The following is a 25,702-nucleotide window of genomic DNA, read 5'->3' as shown; positions in this document are numbered from 1 at the left end:
TTATCTTATTTACAAGCTAAATATACTACTAAAAGAGTTAAGGAAAATATCAAAAATAAGATGAAGCATTAAATTTTCTTCATTTGTTGTTTCATCATTTGCATTTGCTCTTTAAGCATGCCATGTTTATCTAGCTTTTTAGCTTCAGCCATTAAGTTTGTAGCCTCTCTTTTTCTACGTTTAGTCATTGCTATTCCAGCCAATTGTAATTTAGCCATGGCTAAATCATGATCCATAGCTAGACCTAACTTAACAGCTTTCTTTAAAAACTTTTCGGCTTGAGTAATGTTAGTTTGAGATAGCATAATACCATGTAGGTAATTATAATACCCTTCTTGCTTTTTTGTTAATGCAGTAGATGGGTTTTTAATATACCCTAACCATTTTTGAGCTCCAGCAAAATTTTGTTTACGTAGTTGTAAGAAAGCTAAAAGAATAAACTCGTTTTTAAAATAAAATAAAATAAATAGTCCAGCAAATAATAGTATTGATATACCGTTCATAATGTGCCCTTGTATGAACTCATATACAGACCATATAGTAATTAAGGTAGCTAAAACTAATTTTATATTTTTATTGAACATAATTGTCTCTTCTTTTTATCGGTTTGCAAAAATACATTTTTTTAACAGAAAACCTATCAACTTATTTTTTGTAATACTTTTTGTTTTTTATCCAAGCAAGAGTTCCTAAAACAGCAACAAAAGCTAAAGAATAATAAACTGATGCTGGCGTAACTACTTTATCACCACTTGCATAAGAATGTAGGCCAGATAAGTAAAAATTAACCCCCATGTAAGTCATCATAATTGATGAGATGGCTAAAATAGAAACTAAATTGAAAGTGTATCTTCCTCGTAAACCTGGTATTAAACGCATATGTAATACAAAAGAATATATCATAATAGAAACTAAAGCCCAAGTCTCTTTAGGGTCCCATCCCCAATAACGTCCCCAGCTTTCATTTGCCCACATTCCACCTAAAAAGTTACCAATCGTAAACATTACTAAACCAACAGTTAATGCCATTTCGTTTATAATAGTTAATTCTTTAATGTGTAAATCCATTTTCTTTTTGTTCTTCTTGTTGGTGAAAACGATTAAAAACAAAGCAAATACACCAAGAATCATTCCTAAGAAGAAAGGTCCGTAAGCAGCAACAATTATAGAAACGTGTACATATAGCCACCAAGAGTTTAATACTGGTTGTAAGTTAGCAATCTCAGGGTCTAACCAATTTTGGTGAGCAAAAGCTAAAATAATCGAGACTAAAAATGTTGTAGCAGCTATGGTTAATGAAGATTTTTTTCCTAGAATTAACCCAAATAACATAGTTGCTAAACCTACAAAAATAATGGACTCATAAGCATTACTCCAAGGGGCATTGCCACTAATATACCATCTAGCTGTTAATCCTAATACATGAAAAACGAAAAGGAAAATAACAATTCCTATAAGTATCTTAACTATATAGTTAACCCATGGTTTGTTATTAAAAATTTGTAAGAAAACAAAAACAATTAAAAGTAAACTTACGTATCCGTAATATTTAGAAAGTTTTACAAAAATATTTAACTTATTGTAAGCTATTTCTAAATCGATTTTGTCTTTAGAAGGAATAACTTCTGAACCAAATTTTTGTTGGAATTTCTTAATTCCATTTAAAACCTTATTGGTTTCAGTATAATCTCCCGATTTTTTTGATGCTTGTAATAACTGTAAATATACGGGTAATGACTGACGAACAAAAACAGAATCTGTTCCTTTAAAATTTGCCTGTAGTGTTTCGGGCTGCGAAACCCATTTGTTATTTTCGTCGTTAGGAATTGGATAAATACGTAATATACCACCTCCTAAAGCTTGCGATAACAACCAAACTCTTCTTTCAATCTTAATAGCATCTTGTTCAAATTTATTTTGAATCCTTTTCTTCTCAGCTTCAACAACAAGTTTGCTAATTTTTGAAGAGCCATCAGGGTTGTAAAAATCAATAAAACGAGCATATTCAGTATCTTCAGAAAGCCCTAAAATTTCTCTAATTTGTGTATTCCCTTTTTCCAGATACACAAAGGGAACGTTTAACCAAAGCATCGGACTTTCTGTAATTGAAAGTAAAATCTGGCTAGGATCCATGTCTTTAAATTTATCTACATGGGCTACTTTTCTAACTAATTCTGAAGCAAAGGTGTGGGCAGGCTTCATACGTCCACCAGCATCTTGAATAACTAAAGAACTAAATAAATCAGCATGTTTATTATCTACTTTATTTGCGATTAAAATAGAATCAATTTGGGCTTCAGAAACTTGTTTTGGTTCATGTTGTTTATGTTGCGTATAACTAGCTAAAGAAATAAATAAAGCAATTAGAGATAGCTTGGATTTCTTGTTTCGTATTTTAACTAATGATTGTTTTAAGTCGTAAAAACGAGTATTTTTAACAAATAAAGAAGCAGTTAAACCAAAGAACAATAAGAAATAACCAATGTACGTGACCCAAGTACCCCAAAAATCGTGATTTACAGATAAATGTGTTTGCTCGTGTTCACCGTCAATTTTATAACTTGATTGGAAAAATTTATACCCTCCGTAATCTAAAATATGGTTCATAAATATTCTATAATCGAATGTTTCGTTAGGAGCAATTACAGTAACTTCACTAGCATAAGCTGCAGCACTTTCTGATCCTGGATATTTTTCTAATTGAAAATCATTTAATTTTACGCTAAAAGGGGTTTGTAACAATTTAGATCCATACCAAGCTCTAAAATTTAAATTTCCAATACTAAATTGTTGTTGGTTGTCTACATTAAACTTGCCTCCATAAAACTCAACACGTTCAGTTTCTCCATTTGTAGTTATATCAAAAATTACGGTGTCATATTTTTTATCATCTTTTTTACCCCTAACTGTTTTAATCTCTCCTTTTTCTGGAGACTTAGGGACTACAAATTGTAATCCATTTACGTTGTGAAGTGTTAATAATTGAAAATGTTGAGCACTATCTTTAACTATTAAACCTTTCTTTTGATCAGCCATTCTAAACCAATCTCCATTATTTTTAGAAATCATTTTTAAGCTACCGTCTTCATAAAAGAAGTTAATTGAAGCTGCCTCTTTATTAGGAGCTTCAAAGCCTACTAAAATATTATGAATATTTTCAATAGTTCCTCTCTTAATGTAATGCTCGTGTCTGCTTCCATCAGAACTTTCTACAAAAAATAAATGTTCTGTTCCGTTTTCGTCTAAAACCATTTTTGTTTCAGACCAAGGAATATAGTCAACTAAATTAAAAGAAACCGTATGATTTTTTCCTGCCTTTTTAGGTTGAAAGTTTTCTTCAAAACTTGCAGAGTTTTTACCCCAAGCAGATAAAAGTAATTTGTTTGCAGTAGTTTTTTGAAATTCACCATTGTCAATAATGACATTTAAGTAGGTGTGCTCAGAATAAAATTGATTGGTTGTTTCTCCTTCATCAATAACCATTAAACCTTCATAACTAATATAACGAGTAATACCGGCGCCTATTAAGATTAATAGAAATGATATATGAAATAATAACACAGACCATTTTTCTTTTTTGTATAATCGGTACTTAAAAATATTTCCAAAAAAATTGATAACAAAGAACACCATAATCAACTCAAACCACCAAGTATTGTACACTAATGCTTTAGAGGTTTGGGTTCCGTAATCGTTTTCAATAAAAGTGGCAATTCCCATGGCAATGGCAAAAACAAAAAATAATACAGCCATTAAACGGGTAGAGTAGAGAATATCTAAGATTTTTTTCATCAGTAAATCTGCTAAGTATAAAACGTTGCAAATTTACGGATTAAAGCTCGCTTTTTTGAAAGAATGAGTGTTATTTTGAGAAAAGAATTGTTAAAATTAGCATAATTAAATACCTATCTTTTCTCCCATCTTAACAAAGGTTTCCATCTTGTTTTTGGTGTTGGTTAAAATATCTTCATCAATAGTTATTTTGGAACTATTAACTAATAACACAATAGTTGAACCGCCAAAAGCAAAATATCCCATTTCATCGCCTTTTTTTACTTCGGAATTAGGTTTGTAGGTTTCAATAATACTTCCAACCATGGTCGCTCCAACGGGAGCAATTATAATATCTCCTTTGTCTTGTGTTGCCAAAGTACAGTACTCTCTTTTGTTTTCGCAGAATACTCTAGTGAAGTTAGCAGCCAAAGCGTGCGGAGAAACTGAGAAGTAGCGTCCTTTAATTTTGGTTACTTCGGAAGGAGTTCCGTTGTATGGAAAATGATACCTGTGGTAATCATTTGGAGCGAGTCGTAAAATAATTAAAGAATCGTTTTTATGTTTTGTGGCTAGCTCTTTATTGCCTAGAAATTCCTCTAAGGTAAATTTTCTTCCTTTGATAAAGAAGTTATGAATATCAGAAATGCTTTTAAATGCTAACATTTTTCCGTCACCAGGAGAAACAAAGCCTTCCTCAATAGGGCGTGCACCAGGTTTTAATTTTCGATAGAAAAAGTCATTGAAAGAAATGTAGTCTTCAGATGGTCTTTCGGCTTCACTCATGTCGATTTGAAGTTCTCTAACAAAACTGTTTATTTTGTTAATAGAATTAGGTTTGTTCATGAGCTTACCATACCATGATGACAAAAATTTACGTTTAACTAATGGTAATAAAGCCATTTTACCAAATGGATTATTATATAGCAATTTTAAATACCCTTCTCCAGGAGGGGTTTCGGTAATTATTTTACCTGTTTTTCTATCAATAAATTTTATTTTCATAACTGTTATTCTTCTACACTATCAATTAAAATAGTTAACATATCAATGGCAGCTTGCGCAATTTTAGTTCCAGGGCCAAAAACACCTACAGCACCAGCGTCAAATAAGAATTGGTAATCTTGTGCTGGAATTACACCACCAACAATAACCATAATATCTTCACGGCCATATTTTTTAAGTTCAGCAATAACTTGCGGAACTAACGTTTTATGTCCTGCAGCCAATGATGAAATACCTAAAATATGTACATCATTTTCTATAGCTTGTTTGGTGGCTTCTTGTGGTGTTTGGAATAATGGACCTATATCTACATCAAAACCTAAATCAGCATAACCAGTAGCAACTACTTTAGCACCACGATCGTGACCGTCTTGTCCTAATTTAGCAATCATAATTCGAGGACGTCGTCCTTCTAATTCTGCGAACTTGTCGGCTAACTCAGTAGCTTTTTTAAATAACTCGTCGTCTTTTATTTCTTTACTATACACGCCAGATATGGTTTTATGTACTGCTTTATGACGTCCAAAAATAGTTTCAAGAGCGTCTGAAATTTCACCTAAAGTAGCTCTGTTTCTTGCAGCTTTTACCGCTAAATCTAATAAATTTCCTTCACCTGTTTTAGCAGATTCAGTTAAATCACGTAAAGTTTTATCTACTTCAGCTTGATTTCTTTTCGATTTTAAGTCGTTTAGTCTGTCAATTTGAGATTGACGAACAGCTTCGTTGTCAACTTCTAAAATATGTAGAGGATCTTCTTGTTTTAATTGGTATTTGTTTACGCCAACAATTACATCTTGACCACTATCAATTTTGGCTTGCTTTTTAGCAGCCGCTTCTTCAATACGCATTTTAGGAATCCCCTTTTCAATAGCTTTGGTCATTCCTCCTAATTCTTCAACTTCTTGAATTAGCTCCCATGCTTTATTGGCAATTTCTTCAGTAAGTTTTTCTACATGATAACTACCTGCCCAAGGATCAACTGTTTTTGTAATATGGGTTTCTTGTTGTAAGTATATTTGTGTGTTACGAGCAATGCGTGCTGAAAAATCGGTAGGTAAGGCAATTGCCTCATCTAAAGCGTTGGTATGTAAACTTTGTGTTCCTCCAAAAGCAGCAGCCATAGCTTCAATTGCAGTACGGGCTACATTGTTAAAAGGATCTTGCTCAGTTAAACTCCATCCACTGGTTTGACAGTGGGTTCTTAATGCTAATGATTTTGGATTTTTTGGGTTGAATTGCTTTACTAGTTTAGCCCATAGCATTCTACCAGCGCGCATTTTAGCAATTTCCATAAAATGATTCATTCCAATAGCCCAGAAGAAAGATAAGCGAGGAGCGAAGGTGTCAATGTCCATTCCTGCTTCTAACCCTTTTTTAATGTATTCCAATCCGTCAGCTAAAGTATAAGCCAATTCAATTTCTGCAGTAGCACCAGCTTCTTGCATATGGTACCCTGAAATAGAGATTGAATTAAACCTAGGCATATTTTCAGAAGTATATCTAAAAATATCAGCAATAATTTTCATTGATGGAGTAGGTGGGTAAATGTAAGTATTACGCACCATAAACTCTTTTAAAATATCGTTTTGAATAGTTCCTGATAATAGTTTAGGAGCTACACCTTGTTCTTCAGCTGCTACAATATAAAATGCCAAAATTGGTAAAACGGCTCCATTCATAGTCATGGAAACGGACATTTTATCTAATGGTATTTGGTCGAACAAAACTTTCATGTCTTCCACAGAATCTATAGCAACACCAGCTTTTCCAACATCACCTTGTACACGTTCGTGGTCTGAGTCGTAACCACGGTGTGTAGCTAAATCGAAAGCAACTGATAATCCTTTTTGACCAGCAGCTAAATTTCTACGGTAAAAAGCATTGCTTTCTTCAGCTGTAGAAAAACCTGCATATTGACGAATTGTCCAAGGTCTACGAACATACATGGTAGAGTAAGGTCCACGTAAGTTAGGTGCAATACCAGCAACAAAATCTTCGTGTTTGAAGTTTTTGCTTTGCTGTTCTTGGTTTTTATCTATTTGTATGTTTGATATATCTTTTCTACTCATTTTTGTTCAAGGTGTTTAAAACGGTATAATACAGTTCGAATGCAATAAAGGTTTTCAAAGAAGGATCTTTGTAGTTTTCTTTATTTATGTATGTAAAAGCAAAAGCACTTGACTGAGGAGATGTGTCAGGCATATCTCTTAAGGTTGTTAGCACCTCCTTTAAATCGTTAACTTTTGTTTCTTTAAGTAGTTTACCTGAATATTCATCAAAATAATTCACTCCTAACTTGTTAGTGTATAGAGGTTCTGAGCTACCTCTCTCGTCTTTAATTTCGGTTATCAGAATTTGTTCTTTTTCTTCAGTGTTTTTTATAAATCGTTCAAATTTTTCTTTATCAGTTACCCAGATATATTTTTTTAAAGTTTCATTAGAAATCTTTAAAAGTTCTAGCTCTTCTTTAGAAGTTAAGTCGTTTATGTTAATTTTGTTAGAATTAAAATCATTTACATACTTAAAAAAAGCTTCACTAGAATTTTCTTTGTTGATTGAATAGTAATTGCAAATTTGATTCTCGAATGAGTCAACCATCAATTTAATAAGCTCAGTTTTTGGAATGTTACTCAAGTTTTGAGCATTTAAGGCTAGTGTTTCGGAAAGTAATGTAATGAAAACGGATATGTAAACTAGTTTTCTACTCATTTTCTAAACGTTCTTGTTCTAGCTTTTCAGCTAATCGTTTTTGAATAATAGGTTGAATTAGTGTTTTTTCGTTACGAATTTTCAAGAAAGGCGAAACTTCTAAATCGTTTTTCATCTTGTCATTTTCGTTTTGAATTTTGTTTGTTCCAAGTAAAACTAATTCTCCTGAGTCAAATAATTGTTGTTCTTTATCTGCAGACTCTTTTATTTTTCGTTGGATAACTCCTTCTTTTAATTGTTTTAAGAAACCACCACCTTTTTCTATTAATTTAAAAACTTCTAGTGCTTTTTGGGCAAGTTGTTGAGTAATTGTTTCAATGTAGTATGCACCATCAGCAATCTTTTGAGCTTCTGCTAGCTCACTTTCTTGCTGTAAAATTAGTAGCTGGTTTCTAGAAATGCGTTCCCCAAATTCATTTGAGTGGTGGAAAATTTTATCATAGGAACTATTAGCTACAGTGTTGGTTCCTCCTAAAATAGCACTCATACACTCAGAGGTAGTGCGTAGCATGTTTACATTGTAGTCGTATATAGTTTTGTTACGTGAACTTGGTTGTGTAAAAATATGAGCAGTAGCTTTGGTGTTGTATTCGTTTAATAAAGAATCCCATAAAATCCTAAAAGCTCTTAGTTTGGCAATTTCAAAAAAGTAATTACTTCCTACAGAAAAATTAAAGTGAATATTGTTTGCAATTGAGCTTCCAAAATGATTCAAGTATTCGTTTGCGTGTGCAAGTGCATATGCTAATTGTTGAACTATGGTTGCTCCTGCATTTTGATAAATGGAAGCATTAACACAAATAGCATTTTGAGTAGCTTTTGCTATTTCTTCTAATTGTGTATGATCGCTTTTAAGATTAGAATACCAGTTTCCTGAGCTAGCTAAGTTTCCTATAACATCTATATTGAAGTAGCACTTGTCCGAGTTTGTGAAATCAGCTAGTTTTTTTACAAATTGTGATGATAAAAAATTAAAAGTAAAGTAAAGTAAGGTTTTTTGAGTGTCAATTCCTTTTAATAAGGTATTGTAGTCAAACTCTTTTTTTGCGCTGAATTTTATGGCGTTTGCTCCTCTTTTAATTGAGTAGATAGCAAATGTATTTGCTTCTTCTTCATTCTCAATGTTAATAGATTGACAAATAGCAAAACCTTTATTTGGAGTATTAATCTGAATATTGGTTCTGTCTTCTTTAGTGTAAAAAGGTTTTACAGTAATACCTTCTTCAGTTTTCCATAAAAGTGTATCGTTATAATCGGCACCTTTAAGGTCTACTTGTATTTTTTGTTTCCATTCTGCAGGGGTAACACCTTGAAATTCGTCAAATAAATAGTTACTCATTACTTTTTTATGGTATCAAATTCAATAATATAAATATCTTCATCTTCTTTCTTCATTAAGTACTTTTCTCTAGCATAGCGTTCTAGTTGAAGAGAGTCTTGTAGTTGTTGAATGGTTTTTTTGTCTTTCTTGATTTTTTTTTCATGATAATCAATCCAGCTCTTTAGTTCATTAATCTCTTTATTAAACTCTCTATGGGTAAGGTAAGAATTTTCATCAAAAAAAAGCATCCAAACCACAAAAACAGTGAGTATAATCACGTAAATATTAGTGACTATTTTAAAGGAAGGTTTGTTTTTAATTGATTTTAAACTCATTTTATAAACGGTCGTTAATTACAGTTCTTACAATATCTATAGCTACGGTATTATATCTATCGTTAGGTATAATGATATCAGCATAATTTTTTGTAGGTTCGATAAATTGTTGGTGCATAGGTTTTAAAGTGCTTTGGTAACGGTTTAAAACTTCATCAACATCTCTACCTCGTTCTTTAATGTCTCTTCTTACACGTCTAATCAAGCGTTCGTCAGCATCAGCATGAACAAAAACTTTTATATCACACAAGTTACGAAGTTCTTTGCTATTAAAAATCAAAATACCTTCAATTATAATAACTTTTCTGGGGTGTGTTTTTATAGTGTCTTTGGTTCTGTTGTGGGCAACGAATGAATATACCGGTTGTTCAATAATGCATCCGTTTTTTAATTCAGATAGATGATCCACCATTAAATCAAAATCGATAGCTCTAGGGTGATCAAAGTTTATCTTAGTACGTTCTTCGTAAGTTAGGTTATCTGTTTGTTTGTAGTAAGAGTCCTGTGAAATAACGCAAACTTCATCTGCAGGAAGTTCGTTAATAATTTGGTTTACTACCGTGGTTTTTCCACTTCCTGTACCTCCAGCAATACCAATAACAAATATATTTTTCATTAAGTTTTTGTAAAAATAGAGTTATGACAAATTTAGCAAAATAAGCGCATAAAAAAAGCGCTAACTTTTTGTTAGCGCTTTTAGTTTTGAGCCGATGGAGGGACTCGAACCCACGACCTGCTGATTACAAATCAGCTGCTCTAGCCAGCTGAGCTACATCGGCGTTTGCCTCAAAAGCGTGGCAAATATATAATGTTTTTTGAAACTGAAAAAACTTTTTTTTATTTTTTTTAAAAGGTGTTTTTTGTAATGATTTTAGAAGTTTTTTAAGTTGTTGAATTTTAGTTTGTTTTGATTATTTAGAGAGGTAGAATTTTTTTGAAAAAAAATAAAAGAAGTCGGGATGAGTGGATTCGAACCACCGATCTCTGGTCCCCCAGACCAGCACTTTAACCGGACTAAGCTACATCCCGATGTTACAAATATATTTAAAAAAGAAAAGTTCTAAGTAATTTTACTTAGAACTTTATCAAGAATAAATATTATAATGAGAGTGGTAGTTGATGAAACTACTATTCCTATTGTGTATACTGTAAACGAGCTTAAACATTATTTATTGTTTAAGCTGTTAAAGGTTTTCCTTTTAAACGTTTTTCAATGCGTTGTTTTACAGCTGTTAACCGTTTCATTAAATCCATTAATGCGCTGTCTTTTGTTTGTTTATATACCTCATTAATCTCTAGTATAAGAGCTTTTGCTTCTCTAGCGGCTAGTATTCTATCACTAGTAGTAATAAACTTGAATTTTCTGTTTTCAAATTCTTCCGCCTTATTGATTAATTCTGAATTCATAAAATTTACCAATTTAATTTAAAATTTCTTTATTAGGTTTTGTCTGATAAAAAAGATATGTGCCTAAAAATAACTGGGGCGACAAATATATGGGAAACTTTCTGTTTCTAAACAAATAAGCTTATCAATTTGGTTTATTAGTTAATAAGTTTTTCTTATAAGACTAAAATATTTTTTAGCATTATCGTATTATCAGTTATAAGTATTATCTATAAATATAAAAGTAACGATTTTATTTTGCTATTTCAAATTATTAATAGAAAATTAACAGTTTTAGCTGGTTAATTTAGTGAATTTTTAAGGAATGAGAGAGTTTTTAGTTATTATGCAGTACTTTTGCGTTTATATAGACGTTAAAGTAGGAACATGAGAAAGTTATTATTCTTAATTTTTGTTGTTTTAATATTTTCTTGTAACAGTCAAGGAAAAAGAAGTGTTTTAGGAGATTCTAATTTTCAAAAGGAAATGAATGCTAAGTTTAAAGATGCTTCAAGATCTCCGCTTACAAAAAAAGGGTTAAAGAAATTTAAAGGCTTAGATTTTTTCCCTATTGATAAAAAGTACACTGTAAAAGCTAACTTAGAAAAGACGTTTAATACTCCTATTACTAATTTTCCTACAACAACAAACAGGTTGGTAATGTATAGAAAATATGGAGTTTTATCTTTTTCTATTGATGGAGAAGACTTTAAACTTACTATTTATCAAGATGTAAATCCTACTCCTGAGTATGCAAATCATTTGTTTTTACCTTTTTTAGATAAAACAAATGGAAAAACATCGTATAAAGGTGGTCGTTTTATAGATATTTATACGACCGATATACAGGAAGATGGAACTATAGAGGTAGATTTTAATAAAGCTTACAATCCTTACTGCGCTTACAGTGATAGGTATTCTTGTCCAATTACGCCAAGTGATAATTACCTAAATACAGAAATTAAAGCAGGGGTAATGGCATATAAAAAACCAAAATAAAAGAGTCCTGCAATTGCAGGACTCTTTTATTTTGAAGGAGGTGTTAAACCTTCTTCACTGTCTTGTTTAATTGCTTTTATTAACGAATCCAAATATGGTTTTCTTACCTTGAGTTTAGTTTCTTTATGAGCTTTCTTGTTTAGTTTAGAAAACATTGAAGCTACTTTGATTGCAGTAGGTAATAGATGTTCTTGAGGAACAATTTTATCTAAAAAACCAGCGGTAATAGCATCTTGTGGATTGTAAATTTCAGAGCAACTAACACTTCTTTCAAAATAAACAGGGGTTAAACGTGCTTTAGCTATTTCAATACCGGCATTGTGCATGGTCATACCGATTAAAACTTCGTTTAATCCAATTTTAAAATCACCTTCAATTCCCAGTCTGTAATCAACAGATAGGAGTAAAAAAGCTCCTTTAGCTACTGCATGTCCAGAACAAGCTGCAATTATAGGGTAAGGAAAAGACAACATTCTATGCGATAAATTAGAGCCTTTGGTAACTAATTCTAAAGCTGATTCAGGAGATTGAGTCATGCTTTTTAAGTCGTAACCAGCAGAGAATATTCCTGGTTGTCCTGTTAGTATTACTGGTTTTTCTTCTTTTTCAGCTTTGTCAAAAGAGGTGTTTAAAGCATCAATCACTTCATGAGAAATAGCATTAGCTTTTCCGTTAGTAATAGTGATGATTACATAGTTTTCTTCTGATTTGTATTGTATAAGTTCACTCATTTGTTATATAAATTTACTCACAAAGTGAGATTTGTTTTTAGGGTAAAGTGTAGTTTAAATAGTTTGTGAATTCGTCCAAAAATAATTTACTAAGTAAATTCCTGCGAAAACAGCTAAAAATCCGATGATAAAGCTAGTAACAGTATATAGCGCAAAAGAGGCGAAATCTCCAGATTTTAGAAAGATATGATTTTCATAGGCAAAGGTTGAAAAAGTTGTAAATCCGCCACAGAAACCAGTAGCTAATAATAAAGTGTGGTTTTGTGTTATGGTTTCGTTTTTAGTAGCAAGTCCTAAAATAATTCCAATAAGTAAACTACCAAGAATGTTAGCAACAAAAGTTCCGTACGGAATTCCTGTTTGAGAGCTGTTTAGAGCTTTTCCGATAATATATCGTAAAACGCTTCCTGCTCCACCACCTATAAAAACTAATAATAACTGTTTCACAAAAAATACTTCTGGGTTAATAGCCAAATTTTGCTCTTTTTATTGAATGAGATGTTGTAAGAATCTCTACAGGAGCTTTTCATGTCATTGCGAAAATAAGAAAACCTCACAAATTTGTGAGGTTTTCTTTATGTATATGTTATAGCGGTTTATAGTTCTACATCGTCAGCATCTGTCCAATTCCATTTTCCTGAAATGATTCCCTTTTTTACAGTAACAATACCAGGGTTAGCTCTGATTACGGTTTTTAGAGCAGTTTCATCACAAAAACCAAAGGTGTAAGGAAGGCCATATTCTTTTTGGGTAGCAGCTAAATCTTCAATGTAAGAAGCGGTTAATACATAAATTTCATAACCTTGTTCGCTAGCTTGTTTTGCAATCTTAGAAACATCAGCGATACCTTCTTTTTCTGTTTTCTTTAAATTAGACATAATAACAAGCATTGCTTTTTCTTTTGCAAGCATTTCTTCTAACTTATCTCCTTCGTCTGTCTCTATCATGAAATCATGTATAGGAGGAAGTTCGTCGCTATCTTCTGGGTATTCCATTCCTTTGGCAATATCTGTACCTATAGAATAAGCTCTAAAATCAATAATTGGTAAATGTTGTAAAACATAATAAGTTATAATTAATGATAGAAAAACAGAGCTAAAGGTTGTTAAAGAAGCAAATTTATTTGAAACTAAAGGTTTAATGTGTTTAACTCCAATAATAAGAATCACAATAAAAATCATAAAAACAACATTCTTGTAAAATGTTTCTTTAGGTGTAAGTTTTAAAGCGTCACCAAAACATCCACAATCTGTAACTTTGTTGTAGGTATAAGAGTACCAAGTTAAAAATAAGAAAACTAGGTTTAAACCAAATAAGCTCCAAACAGTAAGTTTAGGTTTGTAACCTACTAAAAGCATAATACCTAAAACCAATTCGGTAACAATTAAAAGAATTGAAAAAGGTAAAGCGAAAGGAATTAAGAATTCTAAATTTAATACATCGGCGCCAAAATATTCTTCAAATTTATATTGAGATCCGATTGGATCTATCAATTTTACAAATCCAGAGTAAATAAAAAGAAGTCCTACAAGTACTCTTGAAATATGAGTTAGCATTTTTAAAATCATAGGGGTGTTTTTTAGGTTAATTATCTGATTCAGAAAGGTGAATCATGGCAAAAATAGCATAATTAATCATATCTTGATAATTAGCATCAATTCCTTCAGAAACTAAAGTTTTGCCTTGATTGTTTTCAATTTGTTTTACACGAAGTAGTTTTTGCAGAATTAAATCGGTTAACGAAGAAACTCTCATGTCTCTCCAAGCTTCACCATAATCATGGTTTTTGTTTTCCATTAACTCTTTGGTGATTTTTATGTGTTTATCGTATAAAGTAGTAGCCTCTTCGGTAGTTAAATCAGGTTGCTCAACAATACCTAACTCAATTTGAATTAATGCCATTACCGAATAATTGATAATGCCTATAAATTCTGATTTTTCTCCTTCATCAACTTTTCGCTCAGTATTTTCTTGTAATTGGCGTATACGTTGAGCTTTGATAAATATTTGATCGGTTAATGATGGAAGTCTTAAAATCCTCCAAGCACTACCATAATCGCTCATTTTTTTTATAAATAAACTTTTACATTCTTCAACTACAGCATCATACTGTTTTGAGGTATCTTGCATCTTTCCTGTTTAAAAGTATTCGACCAAAAATAGTAAATATTACAAGCTTTTCATTTATTTTTACTTGGAAATTTAGCATGATGACAATTAATTGTAAAGGAACCTTGGTGGATTTAACTAAGCCTAAGGTTATGGGGATTTTAAATGTTACTCCTGATTCTTTTTTTGATGGAGGAAAGTATAAAAATGAACGAGATATCCTTGTACAGGCAGAAAAGATGTTGAGTGAAGGGGCTACGTTTATTGATGTAGGTGCATATTCTTCAAGACCAGGAGCAAAGCATATTTCGGAAGAAGAGGAACTACAAAGAATGCTTCCTGTGGTGGAGTTGTTGGTTAAAAATTTTCCTGAAATTATTTTTTCGGTAGACTCATTTAGAAGTAGAGTAGTGGAAGAGTCGATAAATGCAGGTGCTGGAATTATAAATGATATTTCTGGTGGAAAGATGGATGTGAAAATGTTTGATACAGTGGCAAAATTACAAGTTCCATATATTATGATGCATATGCAGGGAACACCGCAAAATATGCAACAAAATCCTCAATATGAAAATGTGGTTACAGAAGTGGTTTCTTTTTTTGCAGAACAGCTTTTTAAATTGCGTCAGCTAAAGGTGAATGATGTAATTATAGATGTTGGTTTTGGTTTTGGTAAAACACTTAATCAAAACTATGAGTTGCTTAAAAGGTTATCAATGTTTAAAAGTTTAGATGTTCCTATTTTAACTGGGGTTTCTAGAAAATCTATGTTATATAAATTGTTAGGAATTACATCGCAAGAAGCTCTAAATGCTACTACTGTAGCAAATACAATTGCTTTGCTAAACGGAACCCATATTTTAAGGGTGCACGATGTAAAAGAAGCAGTTGAGGCGGTTAAAATTGTGGAACAGTTGTAATAAAATCCTTACATTTACTTATTAGGTAAAGACAAAATGCCTAAAAGCTTGTTTTAAAGTTAAAAAACTTCAAAAAATTAATGAATTTAGATTTCATCAACTTTTCGTTTCTTGATGTGTTAGATATTTTTTTGGTAGCTGTGTTGCTTTTCTATATCTATAAGTTGTTAAAAGGAACCGTAGCGATTAACATTGTAATAGGAATTGCATTTATATTTTTAATATGGAAAGTTACTCAAGCCTTGCACATGGAGATGTTAAGTGGTATTTTAGGTTATTTACTTTCTGGTGGTGTTATAGCATTGATTATTGTGTTTCAACAAGAAATTCGTAAGTTTTTATTAATGATAGGAACTACTAACTTTTCTACTAAAAAGGGGTTTTTAAATCAGTTGAAGTTTCTAAAAACTGAAATTCATTCTGAAACAGATGTTGAAACTATTTTAACAGCTTGTGTTAACTTGTCAAAAACTAAAACAGGGGCATTATTAGTCATTGAAAAAACAAATAACCTTGATTTTTTAATTAATACGGGAGATAAAATGAATGCTTTGGTGAATGAAGCAATTATAGAGAGTATTTTTTATAAAAATAGCCCGTTACATGATGGAGCAACAGTTATTCGCGATAATTATATTGTAGCTACTCGAGTAATACTACCTATTTCTAGTAGTACTAAAATACCTTCTAGGTTTGGGTTACGCCATAGAGCAGCTATTGGGGTTAGTGAGAAAACAGATGCCCTTTGTTTATTGGTTTCAGAAGAAACAGGTGAGCTTTCTTATATAAAAGATGGTGAATTTGTGTTGTATAAGTCGCTGGAAGAACTTCGTAAAAAATTAGAAAAAGATGTCATGGCATAAAAAAAGCTCGCAACTTGCGAGCTTTTTTTATGTTCTGTCCAAAAAAGATTATTGAGCAGGAGCCATTTTAGATTGAATAGCAGTCATAACTTGGCTAAACTTAACAGCATCATCTTGACTTAAATTACCAAGAATTTCTTGTGATTTACTAGCTAATTCAACACCTTTTTGAGCTAATTCAGAGTTTTTTACTACATCTCCTTTTGCTTCTATGTATGTTTTAGCATACTCAGTATAAGACTGTAAGTATTCACCTACTTTTGGATCTTCAAATTCAGGAATTTCGATACCTTCAATTGCAGACTCTACAGCTTTAACAGCTTCTTCAGTAGTTTCTTCAACTTCCTTAGCAGCTTCTTTAGTTTCTTCAGTAGCTTTGTCTACTGTTTCAACAGCTTCTTTTTTAACGTCTTTAGCTTCTTCTTTTGTGTTTTTACAAGAGGTTGCTAATAAAGAAGCAACTACAAATGCAGATAAAATTACTTTTTTCATCGTTTTTGATTTTTAATTTTTAGATTGAATAACAAATGTACTATTTTGATTGATGTAAACAAATTTATTTACACTACCGTTTCATTATTAAACTGTTTTTCGTACAAATTCTTATAATAGCCGTCGTGTTTTTTTAATAACTCTATGTGATTTCCTTTTTCGACTATGGATCCTTTGTCCATAACTATAATCATATCAGCCTTTTTAATAGTTGCTAAACGATGAGCAATTACAATAGAAGTTCTATTTTTTGTAATTTCATCCGTAGCATATTGAATCATTTGTTCTGCATGTGCATCAACTGAAGAAGTAGCTTCGTCTAAAATTAAAATACTAGGTTTACTAACATATGCTCGTAAGAAAGCAATTAATTGGCGTTGACCAGATGATAACATACCACCACGTTCTTTTACATTATAATAGTAATTGTTAGGAAGACTCATAATAAATTCATGAATTCCTATTTGTTTAGCGGCAGTTTGTACTTCTTTGAGAGAAATTTTATCATTTTTAAGAGTGATGTTGTTTAAAATACTATCAGAAAATAAAAAAACATCTTGTAATACCACAGCTATTTTTTGACGTAAAGAAGTTATTTTGTAATCTTGAACAGGAATATTGTCAATAGATATTTCACCACTATCTATTTCGTAAAAACGATTTATAAGATTAATTATAGTTGATTTTCCGGCTCCTGTAGCCCCAACAATGGCAACGGTTTGTCCTTTTTTAACACTAAAATTAATACCTTTTAAAATTTCTTCCCCTTTTATATAGCTAAATTTTACATCTTTAAAGTTAATAGCTCCTTGTATGTTGTTAGCAATAATTGATCCATTCTTATCTATAGAGCTCTCTGTGTCTATTATGTTAAAAACACGTTCACCAGCAACAATCCCCATTTGTAACTGATTAAATTTGTCAGCTATTTGTCTTAAGGGTCTAAAAAGCATTTGAGCCATTTTTATAAAACCAATAATGGCACCAACACTTGCAGCTTTGTTTTCAACTACTTGTAAACCACCATACCAAACAATTAAACCTATTGCAATTGAAGATAAAATCTCTGCGATAGGAAAAAAAATAGAATAATACCAAACTGTTTTAACATGTGCTTTTTTATGTTTGTTATTAATATCAATAAAGTTTTTATACTCTATCTTTTCTCTATTAAAAAGCTGAACTATTTTCATTCCCGTAACTCTTTCCTGAACAAAGCTGTTTAGGTTTGCTACTTGGTTTCTTACATCTTGAAAAGTAGATTTTATGGCTATTTGAAATAATTTAGTAGCATAAATTAAAACAGGTAAGGTTGCAAGTGCTATTATTGCTAGTTTCCAATTGGTATATAGCATTACGACTATTACCACAATCATTTTCAAAACATCGCTAACGATCATAAAAACACCTTGTGTAAAAAAATTAGCAATAGTTTCTATATCAGAAACAACACGAGTTACTAATTTACCTACTGAAGAGTTGTCAAAATATCCCATTTTAAATTGGAGTATTTTTCTAAAAGTGATAGCTCTTATGTCTCTAATAATATGTTGTCCAACCCAGTTAGCGTAGTAAATAAAACTAAATTGGAAAAAGACTTGAATTAATAAAACCACAATCATGGCTATTGTGAAATACAATAGTCTAGAAAAATCTTTGTTTGTAATAAAGTCATCTATGGCTGCCATTAAAATGACAGGGGTTAGCACAGCAAATCCTGCTAGTAAAATAGTAGATAATGCTGCAATTATAAATCGTATGCGATACTTTTTTGCAAAACTCATTAGTCGTGCAAAAATTTTAATATCGAATGCTTTTCCTGTTGTTTTACTCACTATATATATTCGTATTTTACTTTTGTTAAAAATAAACCTTTTGCAGGAACAGATACGCCTGCTTTACTTCGATTTTTACTTTCTATGATTTTTTTGAAATCATTTACAGTTATTTTTTCTAAACCAACGTCAATTAAAGTTCCAACAATAGCACGAACCATGTTTCTTAAAAAACGATTGGCACTGATATGAAACGTTAACTCATTACCATTTTTAATCCATTTAGCATTGGTTACAGTACAGTTAAATGTATGTACATCTGTCTTTACTTTTGAAAAGCATTCAAAATTTTCATAATCATATAGAGTTGCAGCGGCTTTATTCATTAACTCTATATTTAATTGCTGGTGGTGTAATTGCCAAGTAGTATTTAATAAAAAAGGATTTCTACCTAGCCAAATTTTGTACTCATAGCTTCTACTAAGTGCATCAAAACGAGCATGAGCATCGTTATGTACTAGTTGAGTATTAAAGATAACGATGTCATTAGGTAAAATAGCGTTTAACTTGTAGGTGAAATTACTGTTTAGTGGGGTTTCTACATCAAAATGAGCAAACATTTGAGATGCATGCACGCCAGCATCTGTTCTTCCTGCACCTACGATAATTATTTCTTTTCTTAAAATAGTGCTAATAGCCTTATTTATTTTTTCTTGAACGGATATTGCGTGTGGTTGTATTTGCCATCCATGATAATTTTTTCCGTTGTATGCTAATTCAATGAAATACCTCAAGAAGTGTAAAGATTTTAAATAGCTAAATTATAAAATTATAACTTGAAATGTACTAGATATGAGGTAAAATAATGTTTTAAGTTTTACTAAAATACTTATAAGTTAATAATGTGTTGGTTTGATTTTTATTAGTTTTGTTTCAATGAAGAAAATTTTATTACTTTCCGATACACATAGTTTTATAGATGAACAAATTTTAAAGTTTGTAAAACAAGCTGATGAGGTTTGGCATGCAGGTGACATTGGAAACCTACAAGTTACTGATAGTATAAAAAAGCTAAAACCACTGAGAGCAGTATATGGAAATATTGATGATAAAAGTGCTCGGGCAGAATTTCCGTTAGATAATAAATTTATAATAGATGGCGTTTCGGTTTGGATAACTCATATTGGAGGCTATCCGAATAAATATAATCAAAGGGTTCGAGAAGAGTTAAAAAGTAATACACCACAACTGTTTATTTGTGGACATTCGCATATATTAAAAGTTCAGTATGATAAGAATCTGAATTTGTTACATTTAAATCCAGGAGCAGCAGGAAATCATGGATTTCATAAAGTTAGAACGATGCTACGTTTTGAAATAGGTAATAGTAATATAAAAAATATGGAAATTATTGAATTAGCTAACAGAGGTTAACTTGTTAAAGTTGTTTTCTTTTCTTAATATTGGAACTATAATTTGTATTGTAGTGCCTACATTTATTTGAGACTTTATGGTTAGTTTGCCATCCATCATGTGAACTCTAGCTTCAACTTGGTTAAGTCCAATACCATCAGAAAAAGAAGAAGACGAGGTAGAAAATCCTACCCCATCATCCTTAACGAGAACGGTTAGTTGATTCTTCTCTTCTTTTAAATCTATTTGTGCATGTTTGGCTTTACTATGTTTCAAGATATTATTGATTAATTCTTGAATCACATTAAATATTTTTATTTCAAATTCTTGATTATATCTATTGATGTTTTTTGCGGAAACCTCAAGCTTCAATTGGCTATTAGAATATTTTTTAACAACATCTTTAATAGCATATTCTAGCCCAAATTTTAAAAGGATAGAAGAAACTAAGTTGTGAGATAAGTCTCTAACTTTTTGAGAGGCTTCTGAAATAATAGCTTGTGTTTTTTCTATTTCTTGTGGTGTACCTCCGTTAAATTGTTTTTTTGTGGCTGTTAAATGCATATTAGCAGATGAAAGTAAAGCACTAACATTATCGTGTAATATTTCTGCGATAAGTTTTCGTTCAGTTTCTTTTCCGTCAATCGTAGCATTAAGAATCTTAATTTGAGCTTCGGATCTTACTTTCTCAAGGTTTTGTTGTTGTATAAGTTTACTTTCAGATAACTTGAGGCGTAAGTTTTTTTGACGAAGTTTATAGTTATATATAATTACTCCTGAAACAATTAATACTAAAAAACTTAAAGCACCAAAGAGCATAGAGGTTTTAGCTTCTTGTGCTTCTTCTAGTTTACGTTGTTCTTCGACTAAATTAACTTTTTGTTTCTCTAAGTCAACTTTATGTTTTTCAAAAACTCCTTTAACAATTCTTCGCATTTCTCTATCAGTTAAAGTATCTTTTATTATGTAGGACTTTTCTTGATATTCATAGGCTTTATAATCTTTCAATAAATACAATGCCCATGCAATATTATAATATATGTCTTGTTTGTGTTTTATTGCATCTAGGCTACTATCGTTTCTTATTATGTTTATTGCTTCAAAATATGTCTTTTTAGCTAATTCATATTTTTTTTCATTCAATATGATATTGGCTAAATTGGTAAGGGCTTTTGATTCTGATAACCTTTTATTATTCTGCCTATGTATTTCAATAGATTTTTTGATGTATTCTTTCGCAAGCTCATAATTTGATTCTTGTATGTAAGTTGCTGAAAGATTATTATATGCTTTTCCTTTTATGTAGGTCAAGTTTTTATTGAGTGGATCTAATTCTGTAATTTTTCTGTAATAAAGTTTAGAGCTGTCTCTGATACCTAGTATAGAGTATTGTACACCTATTCTTAGATAGGTATTAGCTAATGTTGTGTCATTCGGAAATTTATTATAATCATTACTGTCGATTAAGGATTTCTTCGTCAAGATTTTTAATGATTGATTAAAGAAATTTAGGGCCTTTTCATGATTGTTTCTTTTTTTGAAAATGTTTCCTATTAGAAACAAACATTTGTATTCCATCTCTAAATTTTTTCCGCTCACTGATTGAGATAAATCTAATAATTGCTCGAGTGCTTTGGAGTACTCTTCATTATTGTACAATTTTAAAGCACTATCATACCTTGAATTTTCATTTGATGGTTTATTTTCCTGAAAATAGACAAAATAATTACATGTTCCTGCTTTTATATATAAAGCAGGAAGAATTATAAAAAAAAGAGAAAATATGTTTTTTCTAAAGTCCAAAATTTTTGATTAAGAGGCTATGTCCCATACTACTTTAGGTTTTTCTACTATGGTAGATTCCTCGCCTCTACTTAAATATTTATGATTTACAAAATTTAACTTAATCAAGTTAGAGGAATTGACCTGTAACTGTCTCGAAAACCTGTTCTCTACTACTGATTCTCCGTTGGCTAAATGCACTTCGTAGGTTTCTGTTTCTTTGTTGTATACGAAGTCTGTAGTTACATTATTATTTACAGTAAAATCTAACTTATAAGTACCATCTCCATTTGCTGTAATACTATACGAATTTAAAAATTCTGTAATTCCTTTAGCAAAGGTAATATTTTCGTCTTCAATGTAAATATTAGTCCTTTTTCCGTTCCTGGTTTCTAGGAAACCAATTTTTAAATGATTGTTTTCAATAGAAAAATCATTAGAGTGTTTTGTAGATGTTTTTTGTGCAGTTTCAGCTAAAATAATCTCTTTAGAATTGTCTGTATTAGTCAATGTAGTTACATCGGTATTATTAGCTGTATTAAAATCAATAGAGTAGGCCCCAGTTGCATCTCTTTTAAGTGTATATGATTGTAATAAACTTTCTGGATTATTCTCTATAACTTCTGCTTCGTTAGAAGAACAAGAAGCAAAAATAACACTAAGACTCAAAGCTAGTAAATAAGGAGTAAAGTTTTTCATGACTTGTATATTTATTGAGATTAGATTTTTTTTAAAAATAGCGATGTACTTAGGATAGATGTTAAGAGACGGGGGACAATATCTCTTAGGGGATAAAAGAAAACAAAATGAAGGGGTTTTCTATACTATGTTAAATAACGCGTACATCGCTATTGGGTTTATTATTAGTAGCAGTTGATTAGCGATGCATGAAGTGAATAGACTCGGGGGGCTTCTTCTTAATCTGGGGGACTAAAGAAAATTTGAAGGGTTGATTATGTCTTTACACTATTTTGTTTCTCACAGCATACATCGCTAAACCTACTACATTTTTTACTTTTAATTTTTTATATAAATTACTTCTATATGTTTCTACTGTTTTAATACTAACATTTAGTTTTTTTGCTATTTCACTAGAGCTTTTTTCTTTTGCTATTAATCTTAATACAGCAATTTCCCTCTCGGTTAAATCTCCATGCAAAAACTCTGGTTCATCTTCGTCTTTTGCATCTGAAGCATATAAGTCTAACAACTTTACTTTAATGTCTTCGCTAATGTATTGTATACCATTGTGAACGACTTTTATAGCGTCAATTATTTGCTCATTAGCTCGACTTTTATCAACAAAACCATTGGCTCCTAATGCAATCATTTCTTGAACAAGTTTTGGATCACTCAAACCAGAAAGAATTATTGTTTTAATAGTTGTATTACGTTTTCTAAACGTTTTTAAAACTTCAATACCATCCATTTCAGGCATGTTTATGTCTAAAACTAATACATCAGCTGTGTTTTTTGAAGACCAATTTACTACTTGCTTACCAGTTAAAGAATAGCCTTCAACTTCAATGTTATCTTCAGTATTTAATAAAGCAATGACACCGTCTATTAATATCTTATGGTCATCTGCTATGTGAACTTTTATCTTGTTGTAATTCATGATTGTTATTACAGTTACAAATTTATGAGGTTAAAAGAGTGTGTACAATACACAGTATCCCTAATTGTTTTATTAGTGACTCAGGGAAAACCCTGAGTTTTTTTTAACATTTCTTTAACATTTAAAGCTAGAGGGCTTGAATAGCCTACGGAATCAAAAATAAAAAACCGAGATTTAATTCTCGGTTTTTTTCGCACTAAATATACTAAGATGTTAGGTTTATCGTAATCTATCTACAGATTTTACAAGATCTTCATCCTTCTTAATGGCTCTATTTGCTAAAACTAATAGCAAAATAACAATGATAGGAAAGAACATCCCAATACCTTTCTCAGAAACCAAAGCTTCTCCAGATAATGTTTGTGATAAATAAATCAATAGTCCTAATAAAAAAAGGTTTATCAATATGTTTAACCGGTTTAGTACAAATTGTAACTGACGATTTTTAAATAGAAATATTGTTACAATAGCTACTAAAGCCGAAATAAAAAATAAAACAGGAATACTTTTTTGTAAGATTGAGTTCCCAGAAAATAAATCTAAAACATAAATAGGATTAGTTTGGGAGTTACTCCAAAGACTAACTATAAAAGTCAATCCTCCAGAGATAATTCCTGCTACTAATAGGTATATAGATTGTATTCTTTGTATCATAATTTTTTATCGGGTAGCAAATGTAATACTTCTTTTTTTAAAAAGAAATATTAGAAGTTAAAATATTTGTATATATTTGCCTTGTATGTAACCGCACAAAATTATTATATAGCCCCTATATAATTAGCACTCAAAACAAAACTTAATACAAAACAATTCTTTACAAATAAGGAATTTTAGTAACTTAATTATTTAACGAATGTTCGATATTTCGGAATTAAAAACTAAAAAATTAGCTGATTTACAAGTTATTGCCAAATCAATAGGATTAACAAAGATTAGTCAACTAAAAAAACTAGACTTAGTATACAAAATTTTAGATGCGCAAGCAGAAGCAAGTGCTAATGAGGCTAAACCTAAACCTGCTGCACCTAAAGCAGACAAGCCTAAAAGGAAAAGAATAGCTAAAACAGAAGCTAAAACTACTGCAGAAAATCCAGAAAAGGTTGTTAACGAAACTGAAGTGAAAAAAACTCCAGAAAAAGTAACTCCAGAAAAAAAGGAAGTTGTTAATAAGCCTAAGAAAAGACAAGAAGAGAAGAAGCAAGTTCAAGCTTCAGAGGATAAAAAGCAACAACCTCAACAGCAAAAGCAGCAGCATAATAAAAACCACAATAATAGAGGTAATAAGCATAATAAAAACCAGAATACTAATAAGCAGCATCATAAAAGTGGGAATAAGTACCGTGACCCTGATTTTGAGTTTGATGGTATTATTGAAAGTGAAGGTGTCTTAGAAATGATGCCTGATGGATATGGTTTTTTACGTTCTTCAGATTACAACTATTTATCATCACCTGATGATATTTATGTGTCACAGTCTCAAATAAAGTTATTTGGATTAAAAACAGGTGATACAGTTAGAGGTAACGTACGTCCTCCAAAGGAAGGAGAAAAGTACTTCCCGTTAATTAGAGTATCAAAAATTAATGGATTAAATCCTAACATCGTAAGAGATCGTGTATCTTTTGAACACTTAACACCATTATTTGCTAATGAAAAGTTTAACTTAGCAGAAAAAGGAAGTTCATTGTCAACTAGAATCATTGATTTGTTTTCTCCAATAGGAAAGGGACAACGTGGTATGATTGTGGCGCAACCTAAAACGGGTAAAACAGTATTGTTAAAAGATGTAGCAAAAGCAATTGCAGCAAATCATCCTGAAGTTTATCAGATTGTTTTATTAATTGATGAACGCCCAGAAGAGGTTACTGATATGCAACGTAGTGTACGTGGTGAGGTGGTTGCATCTACTTTTGATGAACCAGCGGATAAACATGTTCGTGTGGCTAATATTGTGTTGGAAAAAGCAAAACGTTTAGTAGAGTGTGGACATGATGTAGTAATTTTATTAGATTCTATTACACGTTTAGCAAGAGCATACAACACCGTGGCACCAGCATCTGGGAAGATTTTATCAGGAGGTATTGATGCTAATGCATTACACAAACCAAAACGTTTCTTTGGGGCAGCTCGTAACATTGAAAATGGTGGTTCTTTAACTATTATTGCTACTGCACTTACTGAAACTGGTTCGAAAATGGACGAGGTTATCTTTGAAGAATTCAAAGGTACGGGTAATATGGAGTTACAATTAGAGCGTAATATTGCTAATCGTAGAATTTACCCTGCAATTGACTTAATTAAGTCGAGTACACGTCGTGATGATTTATTATTAGATGAAAAGACTGTACAACGTATGTGGGTATTACGTAAGTATTTAGCTGATATGAACCCTATTGAAGCAATGGAGTTTATTCAAGATAGAATTAAAAGATCTTTAAATAACGAGGAGTTCTTGATTTCAATGAACGGATAG

General features: G+C 31.3%; 25 protein-coding genes and 2 tRNA genes. 5 read left to right on the top strand and 22 right to left on the bottom strand.

Annotation, left to right across the window (positions count from 1 at the left end; all coding sequences use genetic code 11):
• Positions 1–68 precede the first annotated feature (68 nt).
• The 11 genes from D6200_RS07710 to D6200_RS07660 form a co-directional block, all read right to left on the bottom strand.
• Entirely contained in the window at positions 69–584 is a 516-nt protein-coding gene (locus D6200_RS07710) for a hypothetical protein (protein WP_073184697.1), read from the bottom strand.
• 61 nt (positions 585–645) lie between these two features.
• On the bottom strand, positions 646–3,792 hold the full coding sequence (gene ccsA, locus D6200_RS07705) for a cytochrome c biogenesis protein CcsA (protein ID WP_073184695.1): 3,147 nt from the start codon (positions 3,790–3,792) through the stop codon (positions 646–648).
• Between the two features lie 105 nt (positions 3,793–3,897).
• Positions 3,898–4,776, bottom strand: a complete 879-nt coding sequence (locus D6200_RS07700; RefSeq protein WP_073184692.1) for a phosphatidylserine decarboxylase — start codon at positions 4,774–4,776, stop codon at positions 3,898–3,900.
• A gap of 5 nt (positions 4,777–4,781) precedes the next feature.
• Complete coding sequence (gene scpA / locus D6200_RS07695; protein ID WP_073184690.1) at positions 4,782–6,845, bottom strand: methylmalonyl-CoA mutase; 2,064 nt, start codon at positions 6,843–6,845, stop codon at positions 4,782–4,784.
• Positions 6,838–7,485 (bottom strand): hypothetical protein, encoded by a 648-nt coding sequence (locus tag D6200_RS07690; RefSeq protein ID WP_073184688.1) that lies wholly within the window; start codon positions 7,483–7,485, stop codon positions 6,838–6,840. Before D6200_RS07690 ends, scpA begins: the two co-directional genes overlap by 8 nt.
• Positions 7,478–8,824: a methylmalonyl-CoA mutase subunit beta gene (locus D6200_RS07685; protein WP_047790223.1), complete on the bottom strand. Its 1,347-nt coding sequence runs from the start codon at positions 8,822–8,824 to the stop codon at positions 7,478–7,480. Before D6200_RS07685 ends, D6200_RS07690 begins: the two co-directional genes overlap by 8 nt.
• Positions 8,824–9,141 carry an FtsB family cell division protein gene (locus tag D6200_RS07680; RefSeq protein ID WP_047790222.1) on the bottom strand — a complete coding sequence of 106 codons (318 nt, stop codon included), beginning with the start codon at positions 9,139–9,141 and terminating at the stop codon, positions 8,824–8,826. Before D6200_RS07680 ends, D6200_RS07685 begins: the two co-directional genes overlap by 1 nt.
• A 1-nt stretch (position 9,142) precedes the next feature.
• The gene (udk, locus tag D6200_RS07675) at positions 9,143–9,748 is read right to left on the bottom strand and encodes a uridine kinase (RefSeq protein ID WP_047790269.1); all 606 of its coding nucleotides are present in this window, start codon (positions 9,746–9,748) and stop codon (positions 9,143–9,145) included.
• A 98-nt stretch (positions 9,749–9,846) separates the two neighbouring features.
• Positions 9,847–9,920: transfer RNA gene (locus D6200_RS07670), tRNA-Thr, on the bottom strand.
• Between the two features lie 175 nt (positions 9,921–10,095).
• Positions 10,096–10,170: transfer RNA gene (locus tag D6200_RS07665), tRNA-Pro, on the bottom strand.
• Between the two features lie 147 nt (positions 10,171–10,317).
• Positions 10,318–10,548, bottom strand: coding sequence for a hypothetical protein (locus D6200_RS07660; RefSeq protein WP_047790221.1), 231 nt, complete (start codon positions 10,546–10,548; stop codon positions 10,318–10,320).
• 366 nt (positions 10,549–10,914) lie between these two features.
• Between D6200_RS07660 and D6200_RS07655 the strand changes: the two genes are divergently transcribed.
• On the top strand, positions 10,915–11,526 hold the full coding sequence (locus D6200_RS07655; RefSeq protein WP_073184686.1) for a DUF1684 domain-containing protein: 612 nt from the start codon (positions 10,915–10,917) through the stop codon (positions 11,524–11,526).
• A gap of 26 nt (positions 11,527–11,552) precedes the next feature.
• Here the strand turns inward: D6200_RS07655 and D6200_RS07650 are convergent, their stop codons facing one another.
• From D6200_RS07650 to D6200_RS07635, 4 genes are all read right to left on the bottom strand, one after another.
• Positions 11,553–12,257 (bottom strand): crotonase/enoyl-CoA hydratase family protein, encoded by a 705-nt coding sequence (locus tag D6200_RS07650; protein WP_073184674.1) that lies wholly within the window; start codon positions 12,255–12,257, stop codon positions 11,553–11,555.
• A 54-nt stretch (positions 12,258–12,311) separates the two neighbouring features.
• Complete coding sequence (gene crcB, locus D6200_RS07645; protein WP_047790268.1) at positions 12,312–12,704, bottom strand: fluoride efflux transporter CrcB; 393 nt, start codon at positions 12,702–12,704, stop codon at positions 12,312–12,314.
• Between the two features lie 149 nt (positions 12,705–12,853).
• Entirely contained in the window at positions 12,854–13,825 is a 972-nt protein-coding gene (locus D6200_RS07640) for a BT_3928 family protein (protein WP_047790218.1), read from the bottom strand.
• A gap of 16 nt (positions 13,826–13,841) precedes the next feature.
• A complete protein-coding gene (locus D6200_RS07635) occupies positions 13,842–14,387 on the bottom strand; it encodes a DUF1599 domain-containing protein (protein WP_047790217.1) in 546 nt (181 codons plus the stop codon).
• A gap of 80 nt (positions 14,388–14,467) precedes the next feature.
• On the opposite strand from D6200_RS07635, the gene folP reads away from it, so the two are divergent.
• A complete protein-coding gene (gene folP, locus D6200_RS07630; protein ID WP_073184671.1) occupies positions 14,468–15,286 on the top strand; it encodes a dihydropteroate synthase in 819 nt (272 codons plus the stop codon).
• 80 nt (positions 15,287–15,366) lie between these two features.
• A complete protein-coding gene (gene cdaA, locus D6200_RS07625; RefSeq protein WP_047790215.1) occupies positions 15,367–16,149 on the top strand; it encodes a diadenylate cyclase CdaA in 783 nt (260 codons plus the stop codon).
• Positions 16,150–16,197: 48 nt separating this feature from the next.
• Here cdaA and D6200_RS07620 read toward each other — a convergent pair whose 3' ends face one another.
• From D6200_RS07620 to truA, 3 genes are all read right to left on the bottom strand, one after another.
• Positions 16,198–16,641, bottom strand: coding sequence for a hypothetical protein (locus D6200_RS07620; RefSeq protein ID WP_047790214.1), 444 nt, complete (start codon positions 16,639–16,641; stop codon positions 16,198–16,200).
• Positions 16,642–16,709: 68 nt separating this feature from the next.
• Entirely contained in the window at positions 16,710–18,476 is a 1,767-nt protein-coding gene (locus D6200_RS07615) for an ABC transporter ATP-binding protein (protein WP_073184669.1), read from the bottom strand.
• Positions 18,476–19,210 (bottom strand): tRNA pseudouridine(38-40) synthase TruA, encoded by a 735-nt coding sequence (truA, locus tag D6200_RS07610; RefSeq protein WP_047790212.1) that lies wholly within the window; start codon positions 19,208–19,210, stop codon positions 18,476–18,478. The genes D6200_RS07615 and truA overlap by 1 nt, the downstream gene beginning before the upstream one ends.
• 142 nt (positions 19,211–19,352) lie before the next feature.
• Here truA and D6200_RS07605 point away from each other — a divergent pair, with 142 nt between their 5' ends.
• Positions 19,353–19,850: a metallophosphoesterase family protein gene (locus D6200_RS07605; RefSeq protein ID WP_073184667.1), complete on the top strand. Its 498-nt coding sequence runs from the start codon at positions 19,353–19,355 to the stop codon at positions 19,848–19,850.
• Here the strand turns inward: D6200_RS07605 and D6200_RS07600 are convergent.
• The 4 genes from D6200_RS07600 to D6200_RS07585 form a co-directional block, all read right to left on the bottom strand.
• Positions 19,833–21,632: a tetratricopeptide repeat-containing sensor histidine kinase gene (locus tag D6200_RS07600; protein ID WP_073184665.1), complete on the bottom strand. Its 1,800-nt coding sequence runs from the start codon at positions 21,630–21,632 to the stop codon at positions 19,833–19,835. The genes D6200_RS07605 and D6200_RS07600 overlap by 18 nt on opposite strands.
• A gap of 9 nt (positions 21,633–21,641) precedes the next feature.
• A complete protein-coding gene (locus D6200_RS07595; RefSeq protein ID WP_073184662.1) occupies positions 21,642–22,310 on the bottom strand; it encodes a hypothetical protein in 669 nt (222 codons plus the stop codon).
• Between the two features lie 262 nt (positions 22,311–22,572).
• Positions 22,573–23,229, bottom strand: a complete 657-nt coding sequence (locus tag D6200_RS07590) for a response regulator (RefSeq protein WP_073184660.1) — start codon at positions 23,227–23,229, stop codon at positions 22,573–22,575.
• Positions 23,230–23,448: 219 nt separating this feature from the next.
• The gene (locus D6200_RS07585; RefSeq protein WP_047790208.1) at positions 23,449–23,883 is read right to left on the bottom strand and encodes a DUF4293 domain-containing protein; all 435 of its coding nucleotides are present in this window, start codon (positions 23,881–23,883) and stop codon (positions 23,449–23,451) included.
• 199 nt (positions 23,884–24,082) lie between these two features.
• On the opposite strand from D6200_RS07585, the gene rho reads away from it, so the two are divergent.
• Positions 24,083–25,702, top strand: coding sequence for a transcription termination factor Rho (rho, locus tag D6200_RS07580; protein ID WP_047790207.1), 1,620 nt, complete (start codon positions 24,083–24,085; stop codon positions 25,700–25,702).

Origin of the sequence: Tenacibaculum mesophilum, assembly GCF_003867075.1 — a bacterium.
In the GTDB taxonomy this organism is placed as follows: Bacteria; Bacteroidota; Bacteroidia; order Flavobacteriales; family Flavobacteriaceae; genus Polaribacter; species Polaribacter mesophilus.
This window is presented reverse-complemented; position numbering and strand designations above follow the sequence as displayed.